The organism is Nocardia flavorosea (assembly GCF_015477805.1).
Lineage (GTDB): Bacteria > Actinomycetota > Actinomycetes > Mycobacteriales > Mycobacteriaceae > Nocardia > Nocardia flavorosea_A.
Window position 1 is genome coordinate 228,281 of record NZ_JADLQL010000001.1, and the last position, 12,948, is coordinate 241,228.

Sequence of the window (12,948 nt, forward strand, 5' to 3'; positions counted from 1 at the left end):
CAGTGTTGCGCGCGAATGGCTTCGGTGTCACCGATATGGCTCGCCCGATGCCGTCACCGTTATGGCGCGAGGCGCGATCCACAGCCCGGCCGGCCGACCTGGACGAGGCGGCGCCGGCAGCGCGGACCGCGGCGCGATCTCGGAGTACACGCGCGGCGCGCGGGGTTACCAGGACTCGCTGTAGCGCAGCGGCGAGTGGACGCCCGGCTTGACGTCGGGTACCAGGACTGTGGTGTGCCAGCGGTCTTCTTCCCACAGTTGTTCGGGGAGGTCGGTGTGCAGCCGGTGTTCGAGGGGCTGGGCCAGGGCGATCACCAGGGTGGTGCGTTCGACCAGACGGCGCCGTTGCCAGGTCAGCGGGCCCGAGACTTCCAGTACCCCTGGCCCGGGACCGATGGTCGCGGGAATGTTGAGGGCCAGCGGTTCCGCGGTCCAGGTGGTGGGGTAGTCGTAGTAGCGGGCGACGTAGGTGCGGGGCGCGGTTTCGGTGCCGAAGGAGAGTGCGGACAGGGCCCAGTCGATGCTGGGCAGCCCGAACAGATCCCAGAACTGTGCCGACAGCCAGGAGTGGATGGGAAGAGCGATCGTCCGGTTGTCCCGGACGATCGCTGGGGAATTGATATGGAGCAGAGTGATTTCGGTGGTGCGGGTGCGCATGCTCGGGACCGTCGGATCGATCATCTGGCGGGACGAGCTGCGGCTGCGACGGTGTGGCTGTACGGGACCGCTTCGAGCAGGGTGACCGCGATTTCGGTGCCGTTGGGCACCTTGTAGCTGCGTTGTTCGCCGCGGCGGGCCCCGGTGAGTGCGGCGCCGAGGGGCGAGTCGGGGGAGTAGACCTCGAGATCGTTGTGTTCGGCGTCGCGGCTGCCGAGCAGGAATGTCTCGGTATCGTCGGTGCCGTCGTAGCGGATGGTGAGCACCATGCCGGGTTCGGCGATTCCGTCGTCCGGCGGGTCTTCGCCGAATACCGCGTTGCTCAGCAGATTCCGGATATGCGCGATCCGGTTCTGGCGTTGGTGCCGGGCGGTGAGCTGGTCCTGGGTATCGGCGGCCTCGGTGTGACCGGCGTTCTCGGCGGCGAGCAGTTCGGTGAGCTCGGCTTCGAGTTGTTCACGAGCGTGCATCGTCAGCCAGATGGGCGAGCTGCTGGTCATATCCGTCCTACAGGGTCGTCAGGGAAAGTGGGTGTCGGCCGTCGGGGCGGCGGAGGGAGGGAGGAGAGGGCCGCCCCGACGGCAGAAACTCCGTGGAGCCGGGTCGTGCTGACACCGGCTCCACGGATGGGGGAATGGCCGAAGGGCTCAGCCGGGTGCCGGGCTCACCACCCGGCACCGTGCTGCTCGTTCGCGGTCGAGCCGACTCGGTACGCGCGCCATGCTCACCTCCACGTCGAACGATGCGCTTTACAGCCATGATGACGCGGCAACCACGGGGATGCATGTCCGCGCGGCACAGTTTTGGTACCGGCGATTGTTTGATCTCTACAATGAAGGGCGGTCATCGCCGAATGCGGCGAGGTCGATCGTCATCGCGAGACGAGTACGGGCATCCGCCAGGTCCAGGACGGCGACTTCGCGCATTTTCCGCAGCCGGTTGCGGACGGTATTCGGATGGACGCCGAGTTGGGTGGCGGCCTCGGCGAGATCGCCCTGAGCGTCGAGCCATGCGCGCAGCGTGGCGACATAGGTGGTGGCGTGCTCGCTGTCGTATCGGCGCAGCTCCGCGACCGGGCCGCGAGCCGGTATCCGTCCGGTTCGTGCGGCGGTGCGCAACCGCTGCAGCAGGATTTCGCCCCAGGATTCGTCGTAGGCGGGGAAGTCCATATCTGTCGACCCCTGTTCGTGCAGCGCCAGGCATTCATCCGCCTCCTGCCGCGAAGCCGGCAGGTCGGTGGCCGTGGCGGGTCCGCCGATTCCGGCCGACAGGGTGACGCGGGTGGGTAGCGCGGCCCGCAGCGCCGCCACCCAGTCGCGGGCGGTACGGACGTGCTCGCCGGGCAGGATCGTGTAGACGGTGTTGTCCGACAGTGTGCTGCGACCCGGCCGGGACCAGCCGAAGCCGAAGGTTGCCTGCTCGAAGGCGAGCAGTAGCCCGGCATGGCGTTCCGCCGCGATCTGGGCGCGTACCGCGACCACCCGTAACGGTGCCGGTGCCAGCCCGAGCCGGCCGGTCACGGTGGTCGCATCGGGGCTGCCCTCCAGCAACCGGATGACCAGATCGGACTCCACTTGGCGCTCCAGATCCGCGCTGGCCCGCGACCGCAGCAGATGCAGGGCTACGGTGCGGGCACCGTCGGTCAGCGCGGCCCGCCGGACCCGGGGCAACGGCTCCGGGCAGGTCACCCACACCGACCCCAGCAGTTCGCGGCCCACGCGTACCGCGACCACCATCCGCCCGTCGAATCCGAGCCCGGAATCCGGTTCGATGAACAGCGGTTCGTCGGATCTGAGCAGATGGGTGGGCACGCCGCGCGTTTCGAACAGTTCGCGCAGCGCAACCGGTTGCTGCCGATACAGCACCGTCTCCGCGAGCGCGCGGTCGGCGGTGCCGTGCAGGGTGGAGTGGGCCATGACGCGGGACAGCGGATCCTCGATGGTCACCGCGCCGTCGACCGCGCCCGTCAGGCTGTCCGCCAGTGCGAAAAGGTCGGTGGGACCGCGGCCGGAGGCGGTTTCGCGGCCTTCCAAGACCAGCCCGTACACCACTCCGGTGAGCTGGTTCCACGACACCGCGGGATCCACCACCAGCACCGCGACTCCGCCGCCGGGCCCGATCGCGGCTGCTTCCCGTTCGGCGTCGGAACCACCGCGCACCAGTACCGCAACCGCTTTCGCCGCCCGCGCCCCGTGAACCGCCTCACTCACGGAGCCGGCGCCCACAGCGAGGAAGATATCGCCGGGCGCCGCCTCCGACCCGGTGGCATCGTGTACCGCGACGCTGCGGATCATGGTCGCCCGCGATACCGGGCAGCTGCGTAACCGCACGCCGTACCCGCCGAGCACGTTGACGAGGTGATCCAACCGCACCATGAGCGACTCCTGTCCATGCTGGCTTCCGACACCGTAGCCGCCGCCTCTTGTCCCGCGCGGTTCTCGGCGGGGCGGAGCCGGCCCGGGCGAACGCGAATTGCGGCGGTGGGTCAGGCTGTCATCACGGCGCGCCGGACGGTTTCGCGGAGCAGCGCGCGACGCCGGTCGTGGGTGTCGGCCGGTTCCTCCGCGGTGGCGGCATAGACGTTGCTGACCGGGGACCAGGCCATGGACATCGAGATCACCATGGCCAGCACGTCGAAGGGGTCGCCGGGGCGGACGAGGCCCGCGGTTTGTGCCTCGGCGATGGCGCGTAGTTTGTGATCGTCGAGCCGGTCGGCATCGTCGACCAGGTGCCCGGCGGGCCGGCGCTCCAGGCGGGCCCAGGTGGCGAGCCGGATCAGGTCGGGGCGGCGGAGGTATTCGTCGTACAACCGCACGGCCCAGTCCGCGAGGTCGGCCGCATCGATGGGGACGACGTTCACGATCCGCTCCAGTGAACCGGTGAAGATGGCGTCGAACAATCCGTCCTTACTGCCGAAATAGCCGTAGAGCTGCGCTTTGTTCGTGCGTGCGTCCGCGACGATCCGCTCGATGCGGGCCCCGGCGATACCGTGCTCGGCGAACTCGCGGGTCGCCGCCTCGAGGATGCGGTCGCGGGTGGCGGCGCCGCGGGCGGTCAGGGGCCGATCGGTCATGGTGCCCAACTTACAACAGAACAGTCTGTTTACCTATGGCCGATCGCTGGCTACTCTCGATAGACAGAACAGTCTGTTTAAGGAGCTCGGTATGAGAACAACGGTCGGCTGGCACGCAGCGGATGCCGCGACGCTACAGCGGGCGCCGGTCCCGCGCCGCATGCTGCGCCCGGACGATATCGCGGTGCGCGTGGACTTCTGCGGCGTCTGCCACACCGATCTCCATGCTGTCCGCGGCTATCGCGGCCGGCCGGACCCGATGCTCGTACCGGGGCACGAATTCACCGGTGTGGTAACAGAAGTCGGCAGTGCGGTCGCCGGTTTCGGCATCGGCGATCGGGTGGCGGTCGGCAATATCGTCGACTCCTGCGGTGACTGCGCCATGTGCCGGGCCGGTCAGGAGAATTTCTGCCGCGAATTTCCCACGCTCACCTACGGCGGTACCGACCGACGCGACGGGTCGGCCACCCTGGGGGCCTATTCCCGCGAATACCTGGTCCGCGACCTATTCGCCTACCACTTGCCCGACGGTCTCGATCCCGCCGGTGCGGCCCCATTGCTGTGTGCCGGAATCACGGTCTGGGAGCCGCTGCGCGCACTCGCGGTCGGACCGGGCACCCGCGTCGCGGTGGTCGGGCTGGGCGGGCTGGGCCATCTGGCGGTCAAACTGGCCGTCGCGCTGGGCGCCGAGACCGCGGTGGTCAGCAGATCCCGGGACAAAGCCACCGACGCCCACCGGCTCGGCGCGCACGAGTTCCTGGTTTCCACCGACGATTCCGAAATGAGTACCGCCAGAGATAGTTTCGATGTGGTGGTCGATACGATTTCCGTCCCCCACGATCCCGGCCCCTATCTACGGCTGGTTGCCCTCGACGGAACACTCAGTCAGGTGGGATATCTGGGCCCGGTCACCGTGCAGGCCACCGATCTTCTCATCGGCCGCAAGAAACTCGGCTCGGCCGGCAGTGGTGGCCGCCCCGCCACCACCGCCCTCCTGGACTTCTGCGCCCGGCACGATATCACCGCCGATATCGAAGTCCTGCCCTCGGCGCGCGTGAACGAAGCCCTCGACCGGCTCGAACGCAACGACGTCCGCTACCGTTTCGTACTAGACCTGTCCGACCTGGACTGATCGAGTATCCGATCGGCGATTCTCATGGCATCCGGGCGGTCCCGCCGAGTCCCACGTCGAACACCGACCCGGTGATGTAGCGCCCGGAGTCACCGACGAGATGATCGACCGCGTCGGCAATCGCCTCCGGCGGACACCACGGGATCCGCATCGGGCTCATCCGCGCGTACCGCGGTTCGACCTCTTCCCGGGCCGGATTGTCCAGATCGGGGGCGAACAGGGAATACAGGGCGGGGTTGTGCAGCATCGGAGTGTCGACGTTGGTCGGACAGATGATATTTGCGGTGATACCGGTTTCCGCGTACTCGAGCGCGACGGATTTGACGAGCCCGATCACCCCCCATTTGGACGCCGAGTAGTGCGCGAGGTTCGGGGTGCCCTGGCGCCCGCTCATCGACGAGATGGCGACGATGCGGCCCCATCCGCCGGTCATATGGGGCAGCACCGCGCGAAGACAGTTGAACGTCCCGGTCAAGTTGGTGGCGAGCATATCCGACCACATGGCATCGGAGAGTTCGGTGACGGGTGCGAAACCGACGATGCCCGCGCAGGTGACGAGAATATCGATTTGGCCCGACTGTGCGGCGGTGGAATCGGCGAAGGCCGTTACGGCGGGGGCGTCGCGGACGTCGAGTACGGCGGTGTGGCAGGATCCGCCCTCCGCCTCGATCAGGCGGGCCGTTTCGGCGAGATCGCCGGCGGTCGCCAGGGGATAGGGAGCGGTATCGCCGAGTGCGCACAGGTCGGCGAGCCCGACGGTGGCGCCCCGGCGGGCGAGCGCCCGCGCCACGGCGCGGCCTTGGCCCCGCGCCGCACCGGTGACCACGGCGGTACGGCCGTCGAGATCACCCCCGGTCGTGTTGTCCGGCTGCATCGTCACCGCTCCTCTCGACAATCTGTTTGACCTGCGCCTTGGCGATCTTGCCGCCCGGCGCCAGCGGCATCCGCTCCAGCACCCGCAGCCGTTCCGGCAGGTACTCCCTGGTGATTCCTTGCTCGCGTAACCAGGAGTTGAGATCGGTGAGCGTCAACTGCCCGGCCTGCGGGGCCAGCGTGACGGCGGCGCAGAGCCGTTCACCGAACAGTGGATCGGGGACGCCGACCGCCGCGACCATTTCCACGGCGGGATGTTCGCGGATGTAGTCCTCCACTTCGAGTGCGGAGATGTTCTTCCCACCGCGGATGATCAGGTCCGCCAGGCGGCCCACCACGCGCAGCCGGTCGTTCTCGTCGACCTCGACGATATCGCCGAGCCGGATCCAGCCGTCGTCGGTGAACAGTTCGGCGTTGGCGGCCTCGTCGTTCCAGTAGCCGGGGGACATGAGCGGTCCGCGCACCGCGGGTTGCCCGCGCCGGATACCCGGACCGCCGCCGTCGGTGCCGTCGTCGAGGATGCGGACGTTCATCTCCGGGATCAGGCGCCCGCCGGTGCCGAGCCGGGTCTGTTCGTCGTCGTGGACGGTGGTGCCGCTGGCCGCGCCGGTTTCGTTGGAGCCGTAGAACTGCAGGACCAGGGCTCCGGTAACGTCCTCGAAACGTTTGGCTTCGGCGTAGGGCACTGCCTCGCCGCCGGTGAACATGGCGCGCAGTGCGTCGGCGTGGGACAGTTCGCGGTCCGGGGTCTGCAGCATCATCCGGAACTGGGTGCTCACACAGGCGAGGATGGTGGCGCGATATTCGGCCATCAGGTCGATCGCGACCACCGGATCGAACCGGCTCATCACCAAGGCCGGCCGGCCGAGCAGTGCCGGCAGGAAATGTGACGTCCACAGCCCGAAACCGAAGGGCGCGGGCACGAAAGCAGCGACGACCTCCGCGGGCCGCATATCGGCGTTGCGGCAGGCGATCGCGGCGAACGTGCTCCACCGGCGCTGGGTCTGCATGACGAGTTTCGGCCGCCCGGTGGTACCGGATGTGCTGTTGAGCAGGCAGATATCGTCGACGGAGAAACCGGCGGTGCCCTCGCCCCGGTCACTGGGCGCGTCGGCGCCGTCGAGGGTGACCTGCCCGCCTTCGACCAGTACCAGATGCGCCGGCGCCGTATCCCGCAGCCGGAGGTCCTGCACCAGTTCCGCGACCGGCACGCCGCGGTTGCCGGGGACGGTCACCAGCACGGTGGAGCCCGAGGCCGATATGAGGTGAGCCAATTCCGCCGGTCCCGACCGGGCGCCGACAGCGACGGCGAGCACCCCGGCCCGGTAGGCACCGACGAGAGCGGCATGGAATTCCACGGTATCGGGCAGATACACCGTGACCGCCGGGATATCGCCGAGGGCCCGCAGCGCGGCGCAGACACGATCGGCGAGCCGATCGTATTCGGCCCAGGTGGTGGTGCCGTCCGGGCTGATATAGGCGGGTTCGTCCGCTCGGGCGGCCCCCCACCGGCGGGCGAGGTCGCTGACGGAGTACCCGGTGCAGGCCTCGGGGTCCGCGGTGAATTCGGGGGTGATTTCGGCTAGGGGAACGTGTTCCATCACAGAGCTTCCTCGAGCATCCCCATGGACGCCCGGTAGGCGGTATCGAGTGCGCCGGCGCTGTCTTCCGGTTCGGACAGCGAGCCCCGGATCATGACGTACCCGCGGTCGACGATTCGGGCCACCCGGTACAGCGCCGGTTCGGCGACGAGCACCGTGATCCCCGAATCCGCCAGTTCCCGGACGTGGTCGAGTAGTTCACCGGCGATCTTCGGGGACAGCCCGGTGGTCATTTCGTCGAGCAGCAGCGCGCGCGGTTCGACCAGTAGGGCCCGGGCCAGCAGCAGCATCTGCTGTTCCCCACCGGAGAGCACGCCGGCGAATTGTTTCGCGCGCGTTCGCAGAATCGGGAAACGCTCGAACGCCGATTCGACGACATCGTTGCGGGCGCCCAGGAGCCGGGCACCGATCTCCAGGTTCTCCCGCACGGTCAGACGCGGGAACAGTTGCCGGCCCTGCGGGACGAAAGCGACTCCCGTGCGTAATCTCTCCTGGGCCGGTACGCCACTGAGATGGTGTTCGTCGACGGTCACGGTCCCGGTGGCCGGCGTACTGCCGAACACCGCCGACAGCAGGCTCGACTTACCGGCCCCGTTCGGGCCCACAACCGCCGTGACCTCCCCGGAGCGGGCCTCGAACCCGACCGCACGGACGGCGACGGCCTTCCCGTAGCGGACGGTCAGTCCCCGGGCGCTGATCATCGGGCCTCCTCGGTGGTGCCGAAGTACACGGATTGCATTTCCGCACTGCGCATACAGTCCTGCGGGCTGCCCGTGAACGCGACCGCGCCATCGGCCAGCAGCACCACCGAATCGGCCAGTTCGGCGATGAGATCGACATTGTGGTCCACCAGCACAACCGAATGTCCCGCTGCGCGGACCTGGTGAACGGCATGGGAAATCGCCGCGATCCCCTCGGTATCGGATCCGGCGAAAGGTTCGTCCAACAGCAGTACCCGCGGTTCGGCGGCCATCGCACGGGCGATCTCGACCAGCCGCTGCGAGCCCAGCCCCAGACTCCCGGTGGGAATCCGCTCGGTGCTGACCCCGTACTCCGCGGCCACCGCTGCCGCCCGGTCGAGTACGGCGCGGGGTGTGCCCGCCAGCCCGCGCAGCAATGCGCGCAGCGAGGCGCCGTAGGACCCGATCGATCGGCCGACGATCCCGGGCACGATGTTCTCGACCGGGGTCAGTTCGAGCGCCAGTTGCGGATGCTGGAAGGTACGAGCCAGCCCGGCCCGCGCCCGCTCCGCGGGGCCGTCGGGCAGGGTACGGCCATCGACGCGCACCGTTCCCGCGTCCGGGGTCTGGGTGCCCACGATGCAATCGACGAGGGTGGTCTTTCCGGCCCCGTTCGGCCCGACCAGGCCGAGCACGCGACCGGCGGGCAGTTCGAAACTCACCTCGTCCACCGCGGTGACCCCGCCGTAGTGTTTGGTCAACCCGGTCACGGACAGCAGTGTTGTGGCTGCCATCGTCGTCACCTCCTGTCCTTGTTCCCCGACGGTACGAGCCGTCGGTACAGCCGGTCTGCCCAGCCGATCACGCCGCCGGGCGCGAGCAGGAGGATCACCAGTACGACCACGGCCAGCAGCAGTTCACCCGAGCCCTGGTATCCGGGCATGTTCAGCGTGACACCGACCGCGATCAACGCGCCGAGGGGAGCGCCCCATGCCGAGCCCCGGCCGCCGATGATCGGCATGAAGATCGCGAGGAACACCAGGTCCAGACCGAAGGTCTCCGGGGTCACCGCCTGTACCGATACGGTGAACAGCGCGCCACCGGTGGACGCGATCGCCGCACCGACGGCCAGTGCCACCACGGTCAGATGGGTCGGGGAGATTCCGCTGGACTGTACCGCCGGCGCGTTCTCCCGCGCCGCGGACAGCGAAAGCCCCCATGCCGACCGGCGCAGCCGGTCGATCAGCACCGTGATCGCGCAGACGACGACGATCGCGGCCACCACCTGGGCATAGCGCGGCGGTTCCCAGCCGAACAGCGACGGCACCGCAATATTCGCGATTCCGGACGACCCACCGGTGATCGAGGTGGCGTCGCCGAGCCAGTGTTCGAAGGCGATGGCGAACAGCAGAGTGACGGCGGCGAGGTAGAAACCGGACAGTTTCCTGGTCGCGACTGCGAGGACCAGGGCGACCGCGGCGGCGATCACCATACCGGCGAGCCAGCCCCACCACGGCGAAAGCCCTTGTTTCACCGATAGGTAGGCGACGGCGTACGCACCGATGGCCGCGTAGGCGCTGTAGGCCATGGACAGGGAACCGGCCAGCACGAACGGCAGGTACATACCGAGCGCCACCAGCGCGTAGGTGGCGGCGAGGAACACCAGGTCCTGCCGGTACAGGCTGGGCCCCATCCAGAGCAGCACCACGGCGAGGACGGCCAGGCAGATTCCCAGCTCACCGAGTACGGTGCGCGCGGCGGATATACCGGTTCTGCCGGCCGGGATAGCGGTTTCGGTGGTCGTGACAACAGCCATCACACCCGCACCTTTCGTTGGAACAGCCCTTCGGGCCGGAACGCGAAGAACACGAGGGCGACGAGGAAGATGGCGATCGAACTACCGGTCGCGCCGAAGTAGAAACTGCCGAACACCTGCACCCAGCCGAGCGCGAGCCCGCCGACCAAGGGCGCCCACGGCTTTCCGGTGCCGCCGACGACCAGGGCGAGGAAACCGGTGAGTGTCCAGGACAATCCGCTGGTGAACTGGGCTCCGGATTTGGCCGCGAAGACGATGCCCGCGATCCCGGCGATGGCGCCGGACAGGCCGAAAGCCCACAACCGGACCCGGTTCACATTCACGCCGATCATCCGGGCGGCGTCGTGGTTGTCACCGACCGCACGGAGCAGTTGGCCCGTGGCAGTGGCGCGCAGCCAGAGCACGGTGGCTGCCAGGGCGATCGCGGTGATCAGGATGATGGTCGCCGTCGTACCCTGCACACCCACCGATCCGATACGGGAGTCGGGCAGTCCGAGCAGATTCGGCACCGATACCGGGGTACGGCCGAACACCGTGCCGGCCAGCTGCTGAATCGCGAACAGTGTCGCGGTGACGGCGACCAGGGCCGGCAGTTCGGCGCCACCGGCGCGGCGCTGCACCGGCCGGACCACCACGATCTCGGTGACCAGCGATATCCCCACCGCCACCGCGATCCCCAGGATCGCACCGAGCAGGATCGGCACACCCCAGTGGGCGGCGGCGTAGCCGGCGAGCAGCGCGGCGGCCATCGCGTACGGGCCCGCGGCGAAGTTGAAGAACGAAGCCCCCACTACGACCAGGTAGATCGACAGGGCGACGAGCGCGAAGAAACAGCCGATTTCGATGGCGGCCAGCCACAACTGCGGATCCCTCATCGATCGGCTCCCTTCGGCGTGCACTCCGGCTGGTACTGCGGCCACGGTCCGGTGGGAACGTTGTCGGGGCCGAACTCGACGAGCACCAGTCCGCAGGCCGAATCGGGGGCGATATGGTCGTCCGGCGCGAACGACAGTGTCAGCGGGGCCTGCCCGAAGCTCGCCGGAACGTCGCGAACCTGCTGCATCGCCTCGTTGAGCCGCTGCCGATCGGTATGGGTGCCGGCGAGTTCGATCGCCCGCGCCAGCAGCATCACCGAGTCGTAGGCTTGCGCGTCGTAGGCGGTCAGCGAGTAGTCCGGTCCCTTGATGGTCCGCAGCCAGTCCTGTAATTCCGCGGTCCGGGGGTTGTCATCGCTGAGGCTGCCCATGTAGACGAGGCCGTCGAGCGAGCCCGGTGCGGCGAGTTTCCACGACTGGGGCTGGTTTCCGATCGACGCCAGCGAGAAGCGTTGCAGCTCGGGCGCGAGTCGATGCACCGTGTTCTGCGCGAGTAGTTCGAAATTGCCGCCGACGCTCGCGACGAGCACGACGTCGGGGTCACTGTCGAGCAACCGGCTCACCCCGGCGGTGAGGTCGGCGGCGTCGACGGCGGCTTTCGCGGTACCGACGATATCGATGCATTCCCGCAGCTTCGGGTAGAGCGTATCGAGGATGCCCGCAATGGCGGGACTGGAATCGGCCAGCACCCCGAGCCGTTTTTTGCCCTGGGCCGCGAAGGCGCCGCAGTAGACGTCGGCGTACTGGGCCAGCGGATTGGGCACCATATACGCGAATTCGTTGCCGGGCGGCCCGGCGACCGCATCGGTCAGCGCGGTGGGCGCGATGGTGACGACCTCGGTGGACTGCGATATCTGCTTGGCCTGCAACGCCGAACCACTGCCCGTGGCGAGAATGATCGCGGAGGCGCCCTGGTCGACCAGTTTGCGGATGATGGACGGCGTATTCGTCGGACTGCTCTCGTCGTTCTCCACCACGAGCCGGACTTCTTTGCCGGCGATCCCGCCCTGGGCATTGAGCCGGGCCACTGCGGCGCGGACGGTATCGCCGGCGATCGTCGAATACGACGCTCCCGGTCCGGTCGAATCCTCGTCCATCCCGATGACGATGTAATCGTCGACCGGTTCCCGGACCTGGGCGCATCCCGCGGGCAACAATGCCGCGGCCAGCACCCAGGCGAGTACCCGGATACGTCTCATGAGACCACCACCAATCAAGCATGCGCTTGGTGCTAACCAAGCGATCGCTTGAGAGTGTGTCCTGTGCCACTGATTCTGTCAACAAGTCGCCGGGACCGGCGGCGGCCGCGTAAGCGTTACGGCTCGTCGACCAGGTGCTTCGCCAGCTCTTCGAGTCGGCGCTCGATACGATCGAGCCGGTCGGCAATCGGCCCCTCGGCGCCGCCCGCGTCGCTGTTCGCCTGGATGACCGGCGCGGCGCCGCCGTCGACAAAGGCGGCCACCACGGTGTCGGTCACCTCGTCGCGCCGCTCCGATAGATGGGCGCGGTGATAGCGGATGGACCACCACACGCCTTCACGCAGCATCCGCGCGAAATCGACAGGGTCCAGCCCGGCGCGCAGTTCCCCGGTCGCGCTCGCCCGGGTAGCGGCATCGATCCAGAACGTATGTGCCGTACGCACCGCCTCCGCGATCGCATCGGGCGCGCCGGGCCCGTGGTACGACATCTCGTTCTGATAGATCTCGGTGGCGTACGGATGCATCTCGGCGATTTCGATCGACGAGTAGACCAGCGCGCGCAACTCTTCCCGCATCCCGCTCACGTGCGGCAGCACCGAGCGGTAGCGGGCGTTCAGATCGGTCAGGAAATCGTCGAGTATCGCGAACGCGATCGCGTCCTTCGACGGGAAATGGTGGTAGAGACTGCCGGACAGCATACCGACTCTCTCCGCGATATCCCGGACGCTGGTGCCCGCCACTCCGTTCTCGACGAAGAGCCCGGCGGCGACACGTTTGATCTGATCTCGGCGGCTGACCACCTGCTCATCCTTCCTGTCCGTAACCACTGGTGTCGAGCGGCCGTGCCTCGGAGTGGGACAGTGCGGTCGCCGGTGGCAGGCGCAACCGTCGCCGGAGAGCATCGGCGAGGTGGGATCCATCCGGGTCCGGCGTCGTTCGCGATCTTGTCGAACGGGCGCAGGGGGTGCTACTGCACGATCCTGATGTGAATGCTGCTCGCAATGCTCTCGCAGCAGCGTTCACGGAGAGTCGAAATGCTTGT

The 12,948-nt window shown here is 68.0% G+C and carries 13 protein-coding genes; 1 reads left to right on the plus strand and 12 read right to left on the minus strand.

The genetic code is table 11. The features are described from left to right. Positions 1 to 165: 165 nt before the first annotated feature. The 4 genes from IU448_RS01070 to IU448_RS01085 form a co-directional block, all read right to left on the minus strand. Positions 166 to 657 carry a hypothetical protein gene (locus IU448_RS01070; protein WP_195053615.1) on the minus strand — a complete coding sequence of 164 codons (492 nt, stop codon included), beginning with the start codon at positions 655 to 657 and terminating at the stop codon, positions 166 to 168. 20 nt (positions 658 to 677) lie between these two features. Continuing rightward, positions 678 to 1,157 (minus strand): GreA/GreB family elongation factor, encoded by a 480-nt coding sequence (locus IU448_RS01075; protein ID WP_195053616.1) that lies wholly within the window; start codon positions 1,155 to 1,157, stop codon positions 678 to 680. A gap of 327 nt (positions 1,158 to 1,484) precedes the next feature. After that, complete coding sequence (locus tag IU448_RS01080; RefSeq protein ID WP_195053617.1) at positions 1,485 to 3,032, minus strand: PucR family transcriptional regulator; 1,548 nt, start codon at positions 3,030 to 3,032, stop codon at positions 1,485 to 1,487. Positions 3,033 to 3,142: 110 nt separating this feature from the next. Continuing rightward, entirely contained in the window at positions 3,143 to 3,730 is a 588-nt protein-coding gene (locus tag IU448_RS01085; protein WP_195053618.1) for a TetR family transcriptional regulator, read from the minus strand. Positions 3,731 to 3,821: 91 nt separating this feature from the next. On the opposite strand from IU448_RS01085, the gene IU448_RS01090 reads away from it, so the two are divergent. Further along, the gene (locus tag IU448_RS01090) at positions 3,822 to 4,862 is read left to right on the plus strand and encodes an NAD(P)-dependent alcohol dehydrogenase (RefSeq protein ID WP_195053619.1); all 1,041 of its coding nucleotides are present in this window, start codon (positions 3,822 to 3,824) and stop codon (positions 4,860 to 4,862) included. A 22-nt stretch (positions 4,863 to 4,884) separates the two neighbouring features. On the opposite strand, the gene IU448_RS01095 is transcribed toward IU448_RS01090, so the two are convergent. The 8 genes from IU448_RS01095 to IU448_RS01130 form a co-directional block, all read right to left on the minus strand. Beyond that, entirely contained in the window at positions 4,885 to 5,736 is an 852-nt protein-coding gene (locus IU448_RS01095; RefSeq protein ID WP_195053620.1) for a mycofactocin-coupled SDR family oxidoreductase, read from the minus strand. Further along, entirely contained in the window at positions 5,708 to 7,336 is a 1,629-nt protein-coding gene (locus tag IU448_RS01100; protein ID WP_195053621.1) for a class I adenylate-forming enzyme family protein, read from the minus strand. Before IU448_RS01100 ends, IU448_RS01095 begins: the two co-directional genes overlap by 29 nt. Beyond that, the gene (locus tag IU448_RS01105) at positions 7,336 to 8,037 is read right to left on the minus strand and encodes an ABC transporter ATP-binding protein (RefSeq protein WP_195053622.1); all 702 of its coding nucleotides are present in this window, start codon (positions 8,035 to 8,037) and stop codon (positions 7,336 to 7,338) included. Before IU448_RS01105 ends, IU448_RS01100 begins: the two co-directional genes overlap by 1 nt. After that, complete coding sequence (locus tag IU448_RS01110; RefSeq protein ID WP_195053623.1) at positions 8,034 to 8,810, minus strand: ABC transporter ATP-binding protein; 777 nt, start codon at positions 8,808 to 8,810, stop codon at positions 8,034 to 8,036. Before IU448_RS01110 ends, IU448_RS01105 begins: the two co-directional genes overlap by 4 nt. 5 nt (positions 8,811 to 8,815) lie before the next feature. After that, the gene (locus IU448_RS01115; protein WP_195053624.1) at positions 8,816 to 9,832 is read right to left on the minus strand and encodes a branched-chain amino acid ABC transporter permease; all 1,017 of its coding nucleotides are present in this window, start codon (positions 9,830 to 9,832) and stop codon (positions 8,816 to 8,818) included. Beyond that, a complete protein-coding gene (locus IU448_RS01120; protein ID WP_195053625.1) occupies positions 9,832 to 10,707 on the minus strand; it encodes a branched-chain amino acid ABC transporter permease in 876 nt (291 codons plus the stop codon). Before IU448_RS01120 ends, IU448_RS01115 begins: the two co-directional genes overlap by 1 nt. After that, on the minus strand, positions 10,704 to 11,906 hold the full coding sequence (locus IU448_RS01125; protein WP_195053626.1) for an ABC transporter substrate-binding protein: 1,203 nt from the start codon (positions 11,904 to 11,906) through the stop codon (positions 10,704 to 10,706). The genes IU448_RS01120 and IU448_RS01125 overlap by 4 nt, the downstream gene beginning before the upstream one ends. 116 nt (positions 11,907 to 12,022) lie before the next feature. Continuing rightward, positions 12,023 to 12,706 (minus strand): TetR/AcrR family transcriptional regulator, encoded by a 684-nt coding sequence (locus tag IU448_RS01130; protein WP_195053627.1) that lies wholly within the window; start codon positions 12,704 to 12,706, stop codon positions 12,023 to 12,025. Positions 12,707 to 12,948 lie beyond the last annotated feature (242 nt).